Genomic DNA, 19356 nt, shown 5'->3' on the forward strand with positions numbered 1-19356 from the left:
TTCATCGGCACAGATAACCACTTTCCCGCAGGAAGGCGAGCAAAGGCATGAGCGGCAGGCCGCGAATCGTCCAGTGATCGCCGGCGATCGCAGCGAACAGATGAACGCCGGCGCCTTCGATGTGATAGCAGCCGACCGAGCCCAGAACCTCCGCACCGACATCCTTGAGATAGCGGTCGATGAACGCCTCTGAGAGAGTGTGCATGGTCATGTCGGCGATCGACAGGGTTTCGAACACCACTTTCTCGTCACGCACGAAACAAGCAGCGCAATGCAGACGGTGGGTCCCGCCCGCAAGACCCCGCAGGGTCGCCCGCGCTCCGGCTAAATCGGCGGCTTTATGAACAATGTCATCACCGACGGCGAGAAGCTGATCGCCACCCAGCACCAGACGTCCCGGCAAGCGGCGCGATACGTCACAGGCCTTTTCGCGCGCCAGCGCGGCGGCTATACGCGAGGGACGATTGGTACCGGTGTCGATCGCGGCCTCCAGGGCCCGCTCATCAACCTGCGGCAAAGCCACCTCGAATGGCAGCATGGCCTCGCGCAGGATTTTACCGCGTGAGGCACTGCCTGAAGCCAGCACCAATGGCTGTTCCGCTTGCCACAGGGAGGAAGCCATCTTGCTGTTATGACTCGGCAATGAATTTCAGGCGGTGCTCGCGATAGAGATCGATGATCGCAGCAGCGGTCTCCTCGATCGAGCGACGGGTGACATCGATGGTCGGCCAGCCGTTCTGCTGAAACAACCGACGGCTGTTGGTGATTTCCTCAGCCACCGCCATGCGATCGACATAGGGCGTTTCCTGATCGGCATTGAGCGTCAGCAAGCGGTTCTGGCGAATTTGAACGATACGCTCCGGCGAGGCGAGAAGACCGACGATGAGAGGATTGCGAACTTCCGTCAGCGCATGGGGCGGTGGCACATGGGGAACCAATGGAATATTGGCGGTCTTGATGCCGCGATTGGCGAGATAGATGCTGGTTGGCGTTTTCGATGTGCGGCTGACGCCGAGCAGGATGACATCGGCGTCTTCAAGATTTTCCGGCAACTGGCCATCGTCATGCATCATGGTGAAGTTCAGCGCATCGATGCGTTTGAAATATTCTGCATTCAGCATGTGCTGGGCGCCGGGGCGCGATGTCGACGCGGTACCAAGATAAGATTGAAACAGATTCAACACCGGCTGCAGCACGTTCAACGCAGGGCTGCCAGTCTCCGCACAAACCCGTTCCACTTCCGCCGATAGTTCCGCATCGACCAACGTATAAAGAACGATACCCGGCGAGACCGACAATTCGGACATAGCGCGATCGAGCTGCGCGCGATTGCGGATCAAGGGATAGACATGTTCGATCGCCGAGATGCCCTGGAACTGCGCGGTGACGGCGCGGCTGACGGCAATGAGAGTCTCGCCCGTCGCGTCCGACACGAGATGCAGATGGAAATAATTGCGGTTCACGCGGGCCTCTCGATGACGTTCTTAGACGCTGTGCTGAATGCTGTGAGTCAGTGTGGAAAACTAGCCGGGAATTGGTTGCCGCGGACTTATCAGCAGGTCTGCGGGGATAAGCCACCGGGTTCTAGGTCATTCGCGGGGCTGGGGATAAAGGGGGCAGGTCTCGCCGCCTTAATTGTTAACACAAAGCTAAGGCGTCTCTCATCCACAAGGGGCATTTAACGCATCTTAATGAAATCTTAACGGAAACTTTCCTGCCCACAGGGCATGGTTGAACCCGATCCCTCTCTACACGGCTGTGGAAGAGAACGGGGATGAAAGATGGTTAAGAATTTATGAGTCTTATCCCCTGCCTAGGAATCTAATAAGCAGACTCTTAAAATCTATAATATTTCTTTAAGTGAGATCGCGTGACCCAGCTTTCCGGGGAATCCAAAACAAGGACCAAGCCAATATCGAAACCAGTTTTTCTTTCGGTTCTCGACGGACAGGCTTTCGCACAGCCACCGATCTGGATGATGCGGCAAGCGGGACGGTATCTTCCCGAATATCTGGAGATCCGGGCGAAGACGAAGTCGTTCCTCGAGTTCTGCTACAACAGCGAACTGGCGATCGAGGCAACCCTTCAGCCCATCCGGCGCTTTGGGTTCGACGCCGCTATCATCTTCAGCGACATTCTGGTCATCCCTGATGCTCTAGGGCAGGACGTTAGGTTTGAAGTCGGTGAAGGACCTCGTCTTGCAGCGATCGAGGCTCCCGACGGATTGAAGCGCCTATCGACAACGCTCGATATGGATCACCTGGCGCCTGTCTATCGGGCGATCACCGGCGTGCGCGCCCAATTGCCAGCTGACGTGGCGCTGGTCGGATTTTGCGGGGCGCCGTGGACTTTGGCGACCTACATGATCGGCGGGCGGGGAACCCCGGACCAGGCGCCGGCGCGGCTGTTTGCCTATCGCTATCCGGCAGCTTTCGCGCAGCTCATCGATTTGTTGGTTGAAGTCGCTATCGTGCATCTGTCGGCGCAGATCGAGGCTGGCGCCAATGCGGTGCAGATTTTTGACTCCTGGGCTGGCAGCTTGCCGACAGGGGAATTGAAGCAATGGTCGGTCAGGCCGATCAGGCGGATCGCTGAGGGGGTGAAAGCCCGTCATCCAGGGGCAAAGGTCATCGGCTTCCCCAGGGCCGTGGGCGAGCAACTGACGCGGTTTACGGAGATCGGCGCTCTCGATGCTTTGAGTATCGATACGACAGCCGATCGGCGCTGGGCGCGGCAGGCGGCTGGTGGCAAGCCTTTGCAAGGGAATCTCGATCCGCTGGCTTTATTGGCTGGAGGTTCGGCGTTGGATCAAGCAATCGATTGTATTCTTGAAGATTTCGCCGGCTATCCCCATGTCTTCAATCTAGGACATGGTATTCTACCACCGACGCCGATCAAGAATGTTGAACATTTGATCGGTCGAGTAAGATCAGGTAGAAGACGATGACCTTCTATACTGCGGTCAAGATCGTCCATGTTCTCTCTATTATTTCATGGATGGCAGCGATACTGTATCTGCCGCGGCTTTTCGTCTATCATTCTGATACTGATCCACAATCGGATACCAGTCGATTACTGAGCGTGATGGAACGAAGACTGCTGCGGGGCATTATGACCCCCGCCATGATTGCTGCCTGGCTCACCGGTGGTTGGCTGGCAGTCACCGGCGGTTTCACTCATGATATTTGGTTTATGGTCAAGTTTGCAGCTGTCCTGCTCATGTCCGGGATGCATGGATTTCTGAGCCGGGAGCGCAAGCTGCTGGAGCTGGGACAGCGGCCGCATACATCGCGTTTCTATCGGCTCATCAACGAAGTACCGACGCTGTTGATGATCGTCATCGTGACCATGGTGCTGGCCAAGCCATTTTGAACCGATGCGGATGTGCTGCTGAAGTCATGCTTAAAGGTTTCGCTTGAAGTCGGCACTGAATCGCATTATCCCGAAACTCCCTCCCCAAATCCGGTCCTGACGACCCTTTAGGTTCGCGACCGGCCATCGCCGTATCGTCACATCCGCCTCATTTGCGATCTGACCGCCCGGTTTGTCTTTTCCGTCTTTTAGCTACGGCTACACTCAATGTCCGAGATCAAACTCCAGGATTTAAAGAAGAAGTCTCCCACCGAACTGCTTGCGTTCGCTGAGGAGCACGAGGTTGAAAACGCCTCGATCATGCGCAAGCAAGAACTCATGTTCGCCATTCTGAAACAGCTGGCGAGCAAGGAAATCGAAATCGTCGGTGAAGGCGTTGTCGAGGTTTTGCAGGATGGCTTCGGCTTTCTGCGTTCCGCCGATGCCAATTATCTCGCCGGCCCCGATGACATTTACGTTTCGCCCTCGCAGATTCGCCGCTTTGGCCTGCGCACCGGCGATACGGTTGAAGGCCTCATCCGCAGCCCGAAGGAAGGCGAACGCTACTTCGCACTGCTCAAGGTCAATTCGATCAACTTCGAAAACCCTGAGAAGGCCCGTCACAAGGTTCACTTCGACAACCTGACGCCGCTCTATCCCGATGCACGGCTGAAGCTGGAAATCGAAGATCCGACCCGTAAGGATTTTTCCTCGCGTGTCATCGATATTGTGTCGCCGATCGGCAAGGGCCAGCGCGCGCTCATCGTCGCGCCGCCGCGTACCGGCAAGACGGTTCTGTTGCAGAACATCGCTCAGTCGGTGACCGCCAATCATCCCGAATGCTATCTGATCGTTTTGCTGATCGACGAGCGTCCGGAAGAAGTCACCGATATGCAGCGTTCGGTGAAGGGTGAGGTTGTCTCCTCGACCTTCGACGAACCGGCGGTGCGCCACGTGCAGGTCGCCGAAATGGTGATAGAGAAGGCGAAGCGCCTGGTCGAACATGGCCGCGATGTCGTCATCCTGCTCGACTCGATTACGCGTCTTGGTCGCGCCTACAACACGGTGGTACCGTCATCGGGTAAGGTTCTGACCGGCGGTGTCGACGCCAATGCGCTGCAGCGTCCGAAGCGCTTCTTTGGCGCCGCGCGTAATATCGAAGAAGGCGGCTCGCTGACCATCATTGCCACGGCACTGATCGACACCGGCTCGCGCATGGACGAAGTCATCTTCGAAGAGTTCAAGGGCACGGGTAACAGCGAAATCATTCTCGACCGTAAGGTCGCGGACAAGCGCGTCTTCCCGTCGATCGATATCACCCGCTCGGGCACGCGTAAGGAAGAGTTGCTGGTTCCGCCGGACATCCTCAAGAAGATGTATGTGCTGCGCCGTATCCTCAATCCGATGGGCACGATCGATGCGATCGAATTCCTGCTCGGCAAATTGCGTGAAACGCCGAAGGGCAATTCGACGTTCTTCGACTCGATGAACACTTAGTCGAAAGACATACTCGGTAAGCATGTTCGCCGGTCGATTCGGTTTCGTGACGAATTGACCGGCGTTTTTGTTTTCAGGATGTGTGGACATGGCCGATACGATCTTTGCTGTTTCGAGCGGGATGGGTCGGTCGGCAGTTGCCGTCATCCGCATCTCCGGGCCTGAAGCTGGCCCGCTCTGCCGGAGCCTGATCGGCTCGCTCCCGGCGCCGCGTCATGCACAGCTGGCGGCTCTCCGCGATCCCAACACCCAAGACATTCTCGATCGCGGGCTCGTGCTGTGGTTTCCCGGCCCGCACAGTTTTACCGGCGAAGATAGCGTCGAGCTGCAAATCCATGGCGGACGCGCGAGCATCGCCGCTGTCCTGCGTGTGCTGGGCGCGCATCCGTCCTGCCGCTCGGCGGAACCTGGCGAGTTCACCAAGCGGGCCTTCACCAATGGCAAGATGGATCTGGTCGCCGTCGAGGGGCTGGCCGATCTCATCGATGCCCAAACCGATCTGCAACGGCGCCAAGCGCTCAATCAGACTGACGGCGCTTTGGCGCGGCAGATCGATGGGTTGAGAGAGAGTTTGATCGAGGTGATGGCACTGGTCGAAGCCAGTATCGATTTCGCTGACGAGGGGGAGGCACCGGCCTTTGAACCGGCGCAGCTCGCGGCGCTTCTCCAGGATATGCGGATGCGTCTGACAGATGCGCTCGCCAGCTATCGCCGCGCCGAGATCGTGCGCGAAGGATTCACGGTTCTCTTGAGCGGGCCGCCGAATGCCGGCAAGTCGAGCCTGCTCAATCATATTGCTGGGCGCGAGGCGGCTATCGTCTCGGATATACCCGGTACGACCCGCGATCTCCTCGAGGTGACCTTCGATCTCGAGGGACTCCCGGTCGTACTTATCGACTCGGCCGGTATCCACGAAGCCGGGGACGAGGTTGAGCGAATCGGCATAGAGCGGGCGCGCAGCCGCAGCGAGCATGCTGATCTGGTGCTTTGGCTGAGCGATCGCGCCGAGACCGACGTGCCGTTGGTGATGGAACGGGACGATCGGCAATCGATTCGGATCAGAACCAAGACGGATATGGGCAGAAGCACGCTTGGCGGCCTCGACGTGGCGATCTCGACGCGGACAGGTGAGGGCGTCGATACGCTGTTGGCTCTTGTTCGTGAAAGACTGTTTGCTGTAGAGAACTTCGCAGAGACCGCCGTGGTCACTTCGGCGCGGCAGTTTGCGGCGCTCTCGGATGCGGTCGCAGGGATCAACAGAGCGCTGATGCGGATCGCCGGGCAGCCTGAGGTTCTCGCGGAAGAGCTTCGCTCTGTTGCGGTCTCTCTCGGACGCGTATCTGGCAGGATCGGAGTCGAGGACTTGCTCGATTCGATTTTTGCCCGGTTCTGTTTCGGTAAATAAAACGTTAACGGCCGGAATGTTTCACGTGAAACACTCCGTCGATTCGGAAGCGGATTGATGACCCAGTTCTACGATGTGATCGTCATTGGCGGCGGACATGCTGGTTGCGAGGCTGCGGCTGCCGCAGCACGCATGGGCGCGCGGACGGCACTGGTCACTCATTCCGCCGGAACCATCGGCGAGATGTCCTGCAATCCCGCGATCGGTGGTCTTGGTAAAGGCCATCTGGTGCGCGAGGTCGATGCCCTCGATGGGCTGATGGGCCGGGTGGCAGATGCGGCCGGTATTCAATTCCGAGTTCTCAATCGATCGCGTGGTCCCGCGGTGCGGGGTCCTCGCGCTCAGGCTGACCGCAAGCTCTATCGGGTCGCCATGCAGGCGGCGATTGCCGACCAAGCTAATCTGACTGTGATCGAAGGGGACGTCGAAGAGATCTGCCAGATGGAAGGGCGTATTACCGGGGTTGTGGTCTCAGGTGATCGTCGATTCGGATGCGGTTCAGTTGTCGTGACCACGGGGACCTTCTTAAGGGGCCTTATTCATATCGGCGACCAGCGGGTGCCGGCCGGTCGGGTTGGTGAAGCGCCTTCGACCCGACTTTCGGCCTCGTTTGAACAGTTCGGCCTGCGCCTGGGTCGTCTGAAGACGGGAACACCGGCTCGGCTGGATGGTAGGACCATCGATTGGGCCAGTTTGGAGCGTCAGCCGGGCGATTCGGTACCGGAACCCTTTTCCGAGCTGACCCGGGTGATCACAACCCCCCAGGTTGATTGCTTCATCACTCGAACAGTGGAAGCGACCCACCAGATCATTCGTGACAATATGCATGTGGCGCCGATCTTCAACGGATCGATTTCCGGGCGCGGCCCGCGCTATTGCCCGTCGATCGAAGACAAGGTGACCCGTTTCGCCGATCGCGATACCCACCAGATCTTCCTGGAGCCGGAAGGGCTCGACGATCCGACCATTTATCCGAATGGCATTTCGACCTCGCTCCCGGCAGATGTCCAGGCGGCTTTCCTACGGACCATACCGGGTTTGGAGCAGGTGGCGATCATCCGGCCGGGCTATGCCATCGAGTATGACCACGTCGATCCGACCGAATTGCGCTCGACTTTGGAAACAAAGAAGGTGGAGGGCCTATTCCTCGCCGGTCAAATCAACGGGACGACCGGCTATGAGGAGGCGGCCGCCCAGGGCGTACTAGCGGGCATGAATGCTGCCGCTAAATCATCCGGTTCCGAACCAATCATCTTGAGTCGTACCGAGGCTTATATCGGGGTGATGATCGATGATCTGATCACCCGAGGCATCACCGAGCCCTACCGAATGTTTACATCGCGGGCCGAGTTCCGTTTGTCCCTGCGTGCCGACAATGCCGATCAGCGGCTGACTTATCGGGGCCTGACCGTTGGGGTGGTGGGGCCGGAGCGAGCCGCCTATCACCGCGATAAGATGAAGAAGCTAGGTGACGCCCGGCAGATGCTGGAATCCCGCAGCCTGTCGCCGACCGAGGCGCGCCGTCATGGCCTGATGATTAACCAGGACGGCGTGCGCCGGAGTGGGTTTGAGCTGCTTTCTCATCATGAGATCGAGGGCGCGGCTCTGGCCGGCATCTGGCCAGAAATCGGTGCGGTAGAACCTAGGATTCTCGAGCTGGTTGGGTTCGAGGCCAAGTACCACGTCTATCTGGATCGCCAGCGAGCTGAAGTACGTGATAGTCTGCGTGAGGAAAGCCTACCGATCCCGCCAGATCTTGATTTTGCCGGTATTTCGGGGCTGTCCCAGGAATTGCGGTTACGTCTGGCCCAAGTCGCTCCGGCGACCATCGGTCATGCCGGACGGATCGAAGGGATGACCCCGGCGGCGATCGCGCTGCTGATCGCCCATTCCCGCAAGAGCCAGCGGCAGGCCGTCTGACGTGATCAACGCACCTGATCGGCAACGGGCAGCGAAATGGCTGGATGTTTCACGTGAAACATTGGCTCGGTTGGAGCTCTACGAGGACCGGCTGCGCAAATGGCAGAAGGTCAAGAATCTGGTCGCACCCTCAACCTTGGACCAGATTTGGACCCGGCATTTTGCCGATTCCCAACAAATTCTTGCGCACGGTGGCGGGGCTAAAACCTGGGTTGATCTTGGCTCCGGTGGTGGCTTCCCAGGCCTGGTCATCGCGATTTGCCTAGCCGGGACCGATGCCCGTGTTCATCTGGTCGAAAGCGACCATCGGAAATGCGCCTTTCTGCGCGACGTCGCGCGCGAAACGCAGGCGCCGGCTGTCGTCCACAATCTTCGCATTGAAGACTGCTACGCAGCGGTGGGCCGAGTTGATATGGTGACCGCGCGGGCCTTGGCGCCGTTGTGGAAATTGCTCGATCTGGCGGCGCCTTTTATCGAGGATGGCGCCAAGTGCTTGTTCTTAAAAGGACAAGATGTAGAGTCAGAGTTGACCGAGGCTACAATATCTAGTAGTCTCGAAGTGAGTCTGATCAAAAGCCAAATTGATCCGCAGGCCCGACTCGTGGCGGTGCGGAAAGCGGATACGGACCAATAGCCAGACCTAGTATTGGTCTGCGGCGGGGCAAGACGAGATCATGGGTACGCCAGCCAATCTGAGAGTCATTGTTCTCGCCAACCAGAAGGGCGGGGTCGGTAAGACCACGACCGCCATCAATCTGGGCACTGCCTTGGCGGCCATTGGCGAGAAAGTTTTGATCATCGACCTTGATCCGCAAGGCAATGCCTCGACGGGTCTGGGCATCGACCGTCAGTCGCGCAAGCTGTCGACCTATGACGTCTTGGTGGGCGAGAAGGGGCTGCTCGAGGTTAGCCGTCCCACCTGTGTGCCGCGACTTTTTGTCGCACCATCGACTCTCGATCTTCTCGGCGTCGAACTCGAGATCGCCAACGACAAGGACCGTGCCCACCGCATGAAAAGCGCGGTGCACGATTTCGCCGTGGCGACCGAAGCCACCGACGACCCTTTCACCTATGTTCTGTTCGATTGTCCGCCGTCGCTCAATCTGCTGACGGTCAATGCGCTTGTGGCCTCCGACAGCGTGCTGGTGCCGCTGCAGTGTGAGTTCTTCGCGCTTGAAGGTCTGTCGCAATTGCTGTCGACCATTGATCAGGTGAAGCGTGCGCTGAATGCCGATCTCGCCATCCATGGCGTGGTGCTGACCATGTTCGATCCGCGCAACAATCTCGCCACGCAGGTCGTGGCCGACGTGCGCAAGTTCATGGGCGACAAGGTCTATGACACCATTATTCCGCGCAATGTGCGCGTGTCGGAAGCACCGTCACATGGCAAGCCGGTGCTGCTCTACGATCTGAAATGTGCCGGCAGCCAGGCCTATCTCAAGCTGGCGTCGGAAGTGATTCAACGCGAGCGCCGGCTGCGCGCGGCTTAAATCTTTGAGCGAATGATCCGGTTCGCGTGATGCGTAAACAAGAGGGTATGTGATGGCAGAGGAATCGCGCCAGCGATTGGGACGTGGTCTGGCGGCGCTCTTAGGAGACTCGGCGCCCGATCCGGAAGTCAAAGCAGCGGCTGTGCCGACGCGGCAGGTGTCGATCGAACTTCTGCGGCCGAACGCGCACAATCCGCGCAAGGTGTTCGACGAAGCGGCGCTGGAAGAATTGTCCTCGTCGATCCAGAAGCGCGGCATCATTCAGCCCATCGTCGTGCGTAAATCGGCCAACCCCTCCGAGACGTCCAACGTCTACGAGATCATCGCCGGCGAACGACGCTGGCGGGCGGCGCAGCGCGCCGGTCTGCATGAAGTGCCGGTGCATGTGATCGATGCCGATGACCGCATGGTGCGGGAACTGGCGATCATCGAAAACGTGCAGCGCGCCGATCTCAATCCGATCGAGGAAGCCGCTGGCTACGAACAGTTGATGCAGGACTATTCCTACACGCAGCAGGACGTGGGGCAGATTATCGGCAAAAGCCGCAGCCACATCGCCAATACGTTGCGTCTGCTGAACCTGCCCGAATTGACCAAGAAGCTAGTGTCCCATGGACACTTGTCGGCCGGTCATGCGCGCGCGCTGTTGTCGCTGCCCGATCCGGATGCGGTGGCGCAACGGGCCGTGGCGCAAGGCTTGAGCGTACGCGATCTGGAAAAGATGGTGCAGGAGCAATCGGCGCCGAAGGCCACAGCCGCTGGCCCGCGCAAGGCGAAGGCCGAGAAAGATGCCGACACACGGCAGATCGAGCGCGAGCTGAGCGAAGCCACGGGCGTCAAGGTGACGATCGAGGCGAACAATCCGGACAACGGCCAGGTGGTGTTGCGCTATACGTCGTTTGATCAGCTCGATGCGATCATCGAACGGCTGCGGCAGGGTTTGCAGCTGTCGCAGCGGAGCAACTAAGAATTCTTTCCGCAGTCTCTGTGCCTTCCCGGACACGCGCAGCGTGATCCGGGAGCCAGGGCAAACGGTAGAACATCACGTCGTCTTCATCGCCCGGGGTTGCGCCCCGCCAGAGCAATCGACCAGAGCGCGCGGGTGGCGATCTCAGGCGCTAAGTGCGCCTCCAACCGTGAGCGGCGAATCGCGTCACCCAGTGTCGTTACGGCGCGCGCCAGTTTCGGTGCGCTCCATTGCCGGGCGTGAACCGAGAGGGGTGCGCGACGCGGAAACGGCACCGGCATGATGCGTGTCGCTGTTTCAACCGCGCGATCGGCGGGCGTTCCGCTGTCGATTTCGAGCCGGGCGCGATGGGCGATAACCGCGTGGCGGAGCGCCTGAATCAAAAAGCCGCCCGGATCGTTGCCGGCGGCGAAGACACGTTCCAAGGTTTCGCTAACCGCCGCATGATTGCCGGCGAAGGCGCCGTCGATGGCTTCATCAATGACCAAAGCCGAAGCGTCGGCGCAGCTCTGCAACACAGCGTCGAGATCGACCACGCCCTTTTCATGGGCGTAGAGCAATAGCTTGTCGATCTCGCTGCGGGTGGTGAGGCGGTCCGCGCCAAGCAGCGAGACGAGCAGCTCCTTGGCGTCGGGGTCGATCTTCATCTGCGCCCGCGCTACCTCGGCGTCGATCAGGCGAACCAGATCTTCCTCGCGATCGGGATTACACTCGATGGCGACGGCCTGGCGATGCTGGGTGAAAAGTTTGCGCAGGGCCGAATCGCTGCGCAACGCCCCGGCCTCGACGATGACGGTCGAATCAACCGGCGGCACATCGAACAGCGGTTCGAAGGCCGGTGCGATATTGCCCGAACCCGAGCCGATAAACACCGCCCGCTTGCCGCCGAACAGGCCAACCGTATTGGCTTCGTCCAAAAGCCGCTGCGGATCGGACGCCAGTTCCTCGCTGGTCATCTCGACCACTTGGAACGGATCCTTGGGATCGTCGACTGAAAGGCGCAGCGCCTTGCGGGCGCGCTCGCTGATCAAGCCGGTATCGGCGCCAAAAAACAGATAGAAGCGGATATGCTCCTGCCGCGACGCCAGAAGGCGATCCGCTTCGCTGCTGCGAATCGCGACCATGATGCGCGATCAGCTCTTTTGGGCCAGGCCGGCCGCGATGCGGGTGCGAATCTGGTCGGCGAGCACCTTGGCATTGCGAATTTCCGCATCACGCGCTGCGCGCTGGTTGGCGAAGCGCTGGCTGGTGCGGTCATAGCTCTGTGCCGCCACCACAATGCCTTCTAGAACCGGCTTCTGGTCGTCGGTCGTGGTGAAGAGTTTATACTCGGCGTCGATCAGAACCGTGGCGGCGGTGGCACGCGCGGTGACGGTGTCGACCAGCGGCGAAGTCACCCGCTCGCGCGCGGTGATGACAAGCCGATAGCGCGGCGGCACACTCGATCCCGTGCCGTTGAGCGCGAAGATCAATTCGTTGCCGAGATAGTGGCCGAGCCGATCGGGAACCGGCTCCACCTTGATGGCCGCCAGATCGTCCTGCAATTGCTGGCCGGCGAGGCCGCCATACATGGGCTGGAAACAACCGCCGAGCGAGACAGCGAGCGTACCGGCGACAGTCAGCGCCGCGATCCGTGCACGAAAGTCTTGCCGAAAGCCTTGTTGGTTAGACCACCACATTGACGATCCTGTTGGGTACGATGATGACCTTCTTGGCGGCCTGACCATTCAGGACGCGTTGGACGTCATCAAGCTTCAAGGCTTCGGCTTCGAGCAATTTTGCATCAGCATCGCGCTCGATGACAAGCTCGCCGCGCTTCTTGCCGTTGACCTGGACGGGAATCGAAATCGTGTCTTCCCGCGACAGGGCCGGATCGACCTTGGGCCAGGGCGCATAAGCGACGGCGCCGGAATGGCCGAGACGTTCCCAGCATTCCTCTGCCAGATGCGGCATCATCGGCGCGAACATCAGCACCAGCGAATCAGCCGCTTCACGACAAGCCAAACGGAACTGCGGCGACAGCTGCTCCGGCGATTCGATTTCGCCGATGACTTTGCTCAGCGCATTCGACAGCTTGCGGATTTCGGCGATGGCGGTGTTGAAGCGCAGGCGCTCGATATGTTCGGCGATGCGGGCGCAATGCCGATGGGTCAGACGCCGGACGTCGATGGCCGCGGGCTCGGTGACATTCTGTACCGGCGTGCCGGCCGGTGCCGCCATATCGGCGAGCAGGCCGATCAACCGCCACAGCTGCTGCACATAACGCGCGGCGCCCTGCACGCCTTCTTCCGACCAGATGACGTCGCGATCAGGCGGCGAATCGGAGAGCATGAACCAGCGCGCAGTATCGGCGCCATAGGTGCCGATGATGTCGTCGGGATCGACGGTGTTGCGCTTCGACTTTGACATCTTCTCGACGGCGCCGATGGTGATCTCACCGCCGGTGGCAAGGTTGAAAGCCTTACGCGTGCCGTTGTCGATGCGCATTTCGATCTCGGAGGGCTGCAGCCAGTCGCCGTTGGCCGAGCGATAGGTCTCGTGCACGACCATGCCTTGGGTGAACAGGCCTTCGAACGGTTCGGCAATACCCAGATGACCGGTCTTGGTCATGGCGCGGGTGAAGAAGCGCGAATAGAGCAGATGCAGAATCGCGTGTTCGATGCCGCCGATATATTGGTTCACCGGCAGCCAGGCGTCGGCATCGCGTCGCGTCGTCGGCGCCGTTTCGTTCCAGGGATCGGTGAAGCGGGCGAAATACCAGGACGAATCGACGAAGGTGTCCATCGTGTCGGTTTCGCGTGCCGCCGGCTTGCCGCACTGCGGACAGGCGACGTGCTTCCACGTCGGATGGCGCTCCAGCGGATTGCCCGGCCGATCGAAGGTGACATCCTCCGGCAATTTCACCGGCAGGTCCGCATCGGGCACCGGCACGTTGCCGCAGGCGTCGCAATGGATGATCGGAATCGGGCAACCCCAATAGCGCTGACGGGAAATGCCCCAGTCGCGCAGTTTGAAATTGACCTGACGCGCGGCGCGCGGTTGACCGCCTAAGGTCTCGCCTTCCAGACGACGGGCGATATCTTCCTTGGCGGCGGCGATGGTCATGCCATCGAGGAAGCGTGAATTGATCAGCAGGCCATCGCCGTCATAGGCGGTGTCGGTGATCACGAAGGTGGTGGGATCGACATCCGGCGGGCAGACGACCGGCGTGTTGCCGAGGCCATAAGCATTGGCGAAATCCAAGTCGCGCTGATCATGAGCAGGGCAGCCGAAGATGGCGCCGGTGCCATAATCCATCAGCACGAAATTGGCGACATAGACCGGCAGCGTCCAGTTCGGATCGAACGGATGTACGACGCGGATGCCGGTATCATAGCCTTTCTTCTCGGCGGTCTCGAGCGCAGCCACCGAGGTGCCCATGCGATGGCATTCGTCGATGAAAGCCTGCAAGGCCGGATTGCCGACAGCAACCGCTTTGGCCAAAGCGTGATCAGCTGACACGGCCAGAAATTTCGCGCCGAACAGCGTGTCGGGGCGGGTCGTATAGACCTCGATCTCGCTGGTGTCGGTCTTGTTCGTCGCGGCATCGATGTCGAAGCGAACCAGCAAGCCTTCCGAGCGGCCGATCCAGTTTTGCTGCATCAGCCGAACCTTTTCCGGCCAGCGGTCAAGCGTTTGCAAGGCGTCGAGCAGTTCCTGCGAATAGTCGGAAATTTTCAGGAACCATTGGGTCAGCTCGCGCTGTTCTACCAGGGCGCCCGAACGCCAGCCGCGGCCGTCGATGACCTGCTCGTTGGCGAGCACGGTCATGTCGACTGGATCCCAGTTCACCTTTGACTTCTTGCGGTCGACAAGACCGTTGGCCAGGAAGTCCAGGAACATTTTCTGCTGGTGGCGGTAATAGCTCGGATCGCAGGTGGCGATTTCGCGCGACCAGTCCAGCGACAGACCCATGGATTTGAGCTGCCCACGCATGGAGGCGATGTTCTGATAGGTCCAGGTCGCCGGGTGAGTGTTGTTCTGCATGGCGGCATTTTCGGCCGGCATGCCGAAGGCGTCCCAGCCCATCGGGTGCAGCACGTTGAAGCCGGTGGCGCGCTTATAGCGTGCGACGACATCGCCCATGGCGTAGTTGCGGACGTGTCCCATATGAATGCGCCCGGACGGATAGGGAAACATTTCAAGGACATAGTACTTCGGCTGTGGCGCATCGTTGCGCGTTTTGAACGTGCCGGACTCGTCCCAGAACCGTTGCCATTTCGGCTCTGTCTCGCGTGGGTTATATCGATCGGAAAACATTCAGGGTCGCAATCTGCTGACGGAGGGCGCTATAGCGCCGAAACTGGCGTCCTTTTACGGCCCAACACAATGGCTTGCAACTTGTGGCGCAGGTAAGGAGCGACGAGGCAAATGGGTGAATTCGGTGATGACGCCGGCGATATTCTGGCACGGTTCCGTAAGGTCCGCGAGGATATTGACCGGGCGGCGCGGCATGTGCCGCGCGATCCTGCGTCGGTGGCGCTGCTGTGCGCCTCGAAAACGCAAGATGCCGCGCGAATCGAGCCGCTGCTGGCCGCCGGCCATCGCCTGTTCGGTGAAAACCGCGTGCAGGAGGCGAAATCGAAGTGGCCGGATCTGCGCGTCCGCTATCCCGACCTGGAGCTGCATCTGATCGGGCCGTTGCAGACCAATAAGGTGCGCGACGCCCTGGCGTTGTTCGATGTCATCGAAACCCTCGATCGGGACAATCTGGCCGAGGCGATTGCTACCGAGAGCGCCAAACTTGGGCGGCGGCCGAAACTGTTCATCGAGGTCAACACTGGCGCCGAGCCGCAAAAAGCCGGCGTGCTGCCGGCGGAAGCCGATGCTTTCATTGCCCGTTGCCGGCAGGTGCATGGCCTGGATGTGGTTGGGCTGATGTGCGTGCCACCGGCCGAGGAACAGGCATCGCCGCATTTCGCTTTGCTCGGCGAGATCGCCAAGCGCAATGGGCTCAGCCAATTGTCGATGGGCATGAGCTCCGATTTCGGCCAGGCGGTGCAGCTCGGTTCGACGGAAGTGCGGGTTGGGACGGCGATCTTCGGGCAACGCCAGGCTTGAGCCTGGCGGACCTACCCGATCTCGATTCGGCAATCGCGGGCCAGGCGCGGCAGTAGCCGGCGCATGGCTTCAGCTGAAATCGCCACGCAGCCGGCGGTTGGCGCCGGCGGGGTCCGGGTCAGGTGGAAGAAAATGGCGCTACCGGCGCCGCGAATCCTTGGTCTATGGTTATGGTCAAGGATCAGGACCACGTCATAGATATGGTCGTCCCGCCACATCGCCTCATGGCTGGCCGGAGAGGGGTGAGGGACGGGGCGGTTATATTGTCCGCTCGCGCGATCGTCGCACCAGCCATCCGAAGGGCGCTGCGGCTGCAGGGGAATGACCGTTTGCGGGCGCCGCAGTCGATCCGGACGATAAAAGCCACGGTAGAGGTGGAAGGAGCCGGCGGGCGTGGCGCCATCACCTTCGACCTTGCGGTGAACGATACCGGCGGGGCCTAGTTTGCAGGGGATGGTTAAGGTGCCGATGGTCAGCCAACCGTCGGAGCGACTGCCAGCCGCTTGGGAGACACGGAGACGCGAGATCGGCTTCACGGCGGCGGGACCTGTGGCATTCACCTGTTTGTGCATGGCATTCGTCGCCAGATCAATCAGTTCAGGGCGCCGTCGCTTGCGGAACCGATAGATTTCCTTGAATATTGCGCAGCGCAAATCAGTTTGCGCCTCATTTGTGCTGCGTAGCGTCACGCAGCGCGCAATTGGACCGGCACCGCACTTGATCCGAAAAATCCTCATCACTGACGATGACTTCGATCTGCGCACGGCTTTGGCCAGCCAGCTCGACCTGCATGAAGAATTCTCGACGATCGAGGCCGATACGGCGACCAAGGCCCTGCAGATGACCCGCAGCCAGACGCCGGACCTGGTCATCATGGACGTCGGGCTGCCGGACATGGATGGTCGAGAGGCCGTGCGCATCATGCGCAAGGACGGGTTCAAGAATCCGATCATCATGCTGACCGGGCAGACCTCCGACGCCGATGCGGTGCTCGGCCTTGATTCCGGCGCCAATGATTATGTCAGCAAGCCGTTCAAATTCGCTGTGCTGCTGGCGCGCATCCGCGCCCATCTGCGCCAGCATGAATCGAGCGACGATGCGACTTTTCAGATCGGTATCTATTCGTTCAAGCCGAGCTCGAAAATGCTCGTCAACGACAAGGGCAGCAAGCTCCGGTTGACGGAAAAGGAAACGGCGATCCTGCGGTTTCTCTATCGCGCCGGCCAACAGGTGGTGACGCGCGATGTGCTGCTGCGCGAAGTGTGGGGCTATAACGCCAATGTCACCACGCACACGCTGGAGACGCATATCTATCGCTTGCGGCAGAAGATCGAAAAAGATCCGGCCAGCGCGCAATTGCTTGTGACGGAAGCGGGCGGCTACAAGCTGGTGCCTTGAAGCGTAGAGAAAGTAACGGTTCACCATGTCCCTTGAAGACGATATCCGCACGCTGTCAGCGGTGCCCGTTTTCGACCAGATGGAAGTCGAAGCGGTCCGCTTGATCGCTTTCTCGGGCATCACGCGCAATCTGAAAGCCGACGAAGTGCTGTTCAAAACGGGTGACACGTCTGAGGGCGGTTATCTCGTGTTGAACGGCCGCATCGCCATCGAGCAGAATGGCAATGTCGCTCGACATATCGCTGGCGCCGGCACGCTGATTGGCGAAGTGGCGCTGATCGCGGAAACGGAATGCGGCGCCACCGCAACGGCTTTGCAGCCAACGCAAGTGTTGTTTGTCTCGCGGACCCTTTTTCGCCGCGTGCTGGGGGAATTTCCCGTGAGCGCCAACAGGCTCAAGACACGCATGGCGGAACGGTTGACGCGCACCAGCCGCGAGCTGGCGCAGATGCGTGGTGTGTTGGAGAATTAGCGAAAGCTCTGTGTCATACCGGATCACGCTGCGCCCGCCCAGGATGACATCGAGGTTTAGGATCGTTTGGGCTTCGAATCGTTTTGGCGGACTCTTTAAGAGTCGAGATCAACGATGACAGGTACATGGTCGGATGGCCGTTCCCAGCCGCGTGCCTCTTTCAGAATTTCCATCGTCTTCAATTGCGGCGCCAATTTCTGGCTGAGCCAGATATGGTCGAGACGCCGGCCTTTATTGGCCGCCGCCCAATCGGAAGAGCGATAGCTCCACCATGTGTAAAGCCGCTCCGGCTCCGGCACGAGATGGCGCATTGCATCGATCCAGGGGCCGGCGCCGAAGACGCGCTGCAGCCGTTCCACTTCCACCGGCGTGTGGCTAACGATTTTGAGCAGCGCCTTGTGATTCCAGACGTCGCTTTCGAGCGGCGCGATGTTGAGATCGCCGACCAGGACTGCTTTGCCGCCAGCTAGGCCGTCGGTCTTGGTCCAAGTTTCCAGCTCATCGAGGAAACTGAGCTTGTGCTCGAATTTTGGGTTGAGCTGCGGATCGGGAATATCGCCGCCGGCGGGAATGTAGAAATTGTGCACGGTCACTGGCTCCGCGCCGAGCGTGCCGGCGTCGAAGGTCGCGGCAACATGGCGCGCATCGCCCTTCTGGCAGAATTCGCGTGCGAACGATTTTCCAAACGGCACGCGCGAAGCAATGGCGACGCCGTGATAGCCCTTCTGCGCATTGATCGCGATGTGCGTGTAGCCCATGGCCGTCAGCGGCGCGGAAGGAAATTCAGCCTGCCGGCATTTGATCTCTTGCAGGCAGAGAATGTCGGGCTGATGCGATTGCACGAATCGCTCGATCAACGGCATGCGCAGGCGAACGGAATTGATATTCCACGTGGCGATACGTTTGGTCATCGGCGATCCGGGTCAATTTCAATCCCGGATCGGATATCACGTGGAAAGCGGAAGTCGAAATAGCGCTACCGAGGGTTCGGCTCCGTGGCTTCTCAATTGTTGTCGGTGCGCTCGTAATTGATGCGGAACAGAGCTGGATCCGGGATCTTGCGCAGATCGACATTGCTCAGCGCCACCAGGGTTTCAAAGCCCTGTGGGTCGCTGACCACCCAGTTGCGCAAGGAAAAGTCCGAGGAGTTGAACACCAGCGTGATACGCGAGGTGCCGCCAAACGTCGCCTTGTCCTCGATCTTGATCGAGGTCACTTCCGGTCCCTGAGTGACATCGAGAATCTTGGTGTCGCGGGCGAGGTCGATATTGGGCTTGAGCAGGAATTTGAGCGGCGTCTGGCCGATGAAATAGAGATCCTGGGTCGCCAGCTTGCGGTTGCGGATGGCGACGCTGGTGCCATCGGCGATGACTTCGAGTGGCGATGGCTTGGTATATTCGAAGCGCAGCTTGCCCGGCTTCTGCAAATAGAGCGTGCCCGAGGTTTTCCGGCCATCATTGCCGGACTGGGTGAAATCGCCGATCAGGGTGGTGATGCCATTGAAATAAGCGTTGGCACGGCGCACGGCGGCGGCGGCATCCTGTGTGGCGATGCGGGCCGGAGGTGCGGCTTTGTCGATGGCTTGGGCGGCGGGCGCGGGCTTTTTGCCGCCGAGAATATCCATCTGCGCCGAAGCGGGACCCATTGCGGGCGAAGCTGCGGAGATCGCGGCTCCGAGGCCCAGAACGAGCATTAAATGGCGCATTTTACTGCCTTTCGAACGATCACAGTCCTAAATAGGAGCCGGTTATGGCGA

At 59.9% G+C, this 19356-nt stretch carries 19 protein-coding genes; 11 read left to right on the forward strand and 8 right to left on the reverse strand.

The annotated features are described in order from the left end of the window. Position 1: 1 nt before the first annotated feature. On the reverse strand, positions 2 to 622 hold the full coding sequence (locus BLW50_RS21215) for a Maf family protein (RefSeq protein WP_090706283.1): 621 nt from the start codon (positions 620 to 622) through the stop codon (positions 2 to 4). Positions 623 to 629: 7 nt separating this feature from the next. Then, complete coding sequence (locus BLW50_RS21220) at positions 630 to 1463, reverse strand: pyruvate, water dikinase regulatory protein (RefSeq protein WP_090706286.1); 834 nt, start codon at positions 1461 to 1463, stop codon at positions 630 to 632. Between the two features lie 449 nt (positions 1464 to 1912). Between BLW50_RS21220 and hemE the strand changes: the two genes are divergently transcribed. The 8 genes from hemE (at position 1913) to BLW50_RS21260 (ending at position 10630) form a co-directional block, all read left to right on the forward strand. Further along, positions 1913 to 2947, forward strand: coding sequence for a uroporphyrinogen decarboxylase (gene hemE / locus BLW50_RS21225; RefSeq protein ID WP_090709480.1), 1035 nt, complete (start codon positions 1913 to 1915; stop codon positions 2945 to 2947). Beyond that, a complete protein-coding gene (locus BLW50_RS21230; protein ID WP_090706288.1) occupies positions 2944 to 3372 on the forward strand; it encodes a CopD family protein in 429 nt (142 codons plus the stop codon). The genes hemE and BLW50_RS21230 overlap by 4 nt, the downstream gene beginning before the upstream one ends. Positions 3373 to 3579: 207 nt before the next feature. Beyond that, positions 3580 to 4848 (forward strand): transcription termination factor Rho, encoded by a 1269-nt coding sequence (gene rho, locus BLW50_RS21235; protein ID WP_090706290.1) that lies wholly within the window; start codon positions 3580 to 3582, stop codon positions 4846 to 4848. Positions 4849 to 4936: 88 nt separating this feature from the next. Next, positions 4937 to 6253 (forward strand): tRNA uridine-5-carboxymethylaminomethyl(34) synthesis GTPase MnmE, encoded by a 1317-nt coding sequence (mnmE, locus tag BLW50_RS21240; protein WP_090706294.1) that lies wholly within the window; start codon positions 4937 to 4939, stop codon positions 6251 to 6253. Between the two features lie 57 nt (positions 6254 to 6310). Beyond that, positions 6311 to 8173, forward strand: a complete 1863-nt coding sequence (gene mnmG, locus BLW50_RS21245) for a tRNA uridine-5-carboxymethylaminomethyl(34) synthesis enzyme MnmG (RefSeq protein ID WP_090706296.1) — start codon at positions 6311 to 6313, stop codon at positions 8171 to 8173. 1 nt (position 8174) lies between these two features. Further along, positions 8175 to 8807 carry a 16S rRNA (guanine(527)-N(7))-methyltransferase RsmG gene (rsmG, locus tag BLW50_RS21250; RefSeq protein WP_170850282.1) on the forward strand — a complete coding sequence of 211 codons (633 nt, stop codon included), beginning with the start codon at positions 8175 to 8177 and terminating at the stop codon, positions 8805 to 8807. Positions 8808 to 8847: 40 nt separating this feature from the next. Beyond that, complete coding sequence (locus BLW50_RS21255) at positions 8848 to 9663, forward strand: ParA family protein (RefSeq protein WP_090706301.1); 816 nt, start codon at positions 8848 to 8850, stop codon at positions 9661 to 9663. Positions 9664 to 9715: 52 nt separating this feature from the next. After that, positions 9716 to 10630: a ParB/RepB/Spo0J family partition protein gene (locus BLW50_RS21260; RefSeq protein ID WP_090706303.1), complete on the forward strand. Its 915-nt coding sequence runs from the start codon at positions 9716 to 9718 to the stop codon at positions 10628 to 10630. Between the two features lie 86 nt (positions 10631 to 10716). Here BLW50_RS21260 and holA read toward each other — a convergent pair whose 3' ends face one another. Genes holA through leuS form a run of 3 tightly spaced genes read right to left on the reverse strand, consistent with a single transcriptional unit; the run spans position 10717 to position 14929 of the window. Next, positions 10717 to 11754 carry a DNA polymerase III subunit delta gene (gene holA / locus BLW50_RS21265; protein WP_090706306.1) on the reverse strand — a complete coding sequence of 346 codons (1038 nt, stop codon included), beginning with the start codon at positions 11752 to 11754 and terminating at the stop codon, positions 10717 to 10719. Positions 11755 to 11763: 9 nt separating this feature from the next. Continuing rightward, entirely contained in the window at positions 11764 to 12309 is a 546-nt protein-coding gene (gene lptE / locus BLW50_RS21270; RefSeq protein ID WP_090706308.1) for an LPS assembly lipoprotein LptE, read from the reverse strand. Beyond that, positions 12296 to 14929 (reverse strand): leucine--tRNA ligase, encoded by a 2634-nt coding sequence (leuS, locus tag BLW50_RS21275; protein WP_090706311.1) that lies wholly within the window; start codon positions 14927 to 14929, stop codon positions 12296 to 12298. Before leuS ends, lptE begins: the two co-directional genes overlap by 14 nt. Positions 14930 to 15040: 111 nt before the next feature. Here leuS and BLW50_RS21280 point away from each other — a divergent pair, with 111 nt between their 5' ends. Further along, a complete protein-coding gene (locus BLW50_RS21280; RefSeq protein WP_090706313.1) occupies positions 15041 to 15730 on the forward strand; it encodes a YggS family pyridoxal phosphate-dependent enzyme in 690 nt (229 codons plus the stop codon). A gap of 11 nt (positions 15731 to 15741) precedes the next feature. Here BLW50_RS21280 and BLW50_RS21285 read toward each other — a convergent pair whose 3' ends face one another. After that, positions 15742 to 16467 (reverse strand): L,D-transpeptidase family protein, encoded by a 726-nt coding sequence (locus tag BLW50_RS21285; protein ID WP_244544335.1) that lies wholly within the window; start codon positions 16465 to 16467, stop codon positions 15742 to 15744. On the opposite strand from BLW50_RS21285, the gene BLW50_RS21290 reads away from it, so the two are divergent. Further along, positions 16448 to 17128: a response regulator transcription factor gene (locus BLW50_RS21290; RefSeq protein WP_090706316.1), complete on the forward strand. Its 681-nt coding sequence runs from the start codon at positions 16448 to 16450 to the stop codon at positions 17126 to 17128. The genes BLW50_RS21285 and BLW50_RS21290 overlap by 20 nt on opposite strands. 25 nt (positions 17129 to 17153) lie before the next feature. Beyond that, positions 17154 to 17600, forward strand: coding sequence for a Crp/Fnr family transcriptional regulator (locus tag BLW50_RS21295; protein ID WP_090706317.1), 447 nt, complete (start codon positions 17154 to 17156; stop codon positions 17598 to 17600). Between the two features lie 95 nt (positions 17601 to 17695). Here BLW50_RS21295 and xth read toward each other — a convergent pair whose 3' ends face one another. Further along, positions 17696 to 18511 (reverse strand): exodeoxyribonuclease III, encoded by an 816-nt coding sequence (xth, locus tag BLW50_RS21300; protein ID WP_090706319.1) that lies wholly within the window; start codon positions 18509 to 18511, stop codon positions 17696 to 17698. A gap of 92 nt (positions 18512 to 18603) precedes the next feature. Further along, complete coding sequence (locus BLW50_RS21305) at positions 18604 to 19305, reverse strand: outer-membrane lipoprotein carrier protein LolA (protein WP_090706322.1); 702 nt, start codon at positions 19303 to 19305, stop codon at positions 18604 to 18606. Positions 19306 to 19356 lie beyond the last annotated feature (51 nt).

It is taken from the genome of Beijerinckia sp. 28-YEA-48, from assembly GCF_900104955.1.
Taxonomy (GTDB): domain Bacteria; phylum Pseudomonadota; class Alphaproteobacteria; order Rhizobiales; family Beijerinckiaceae; genus Terripilifer.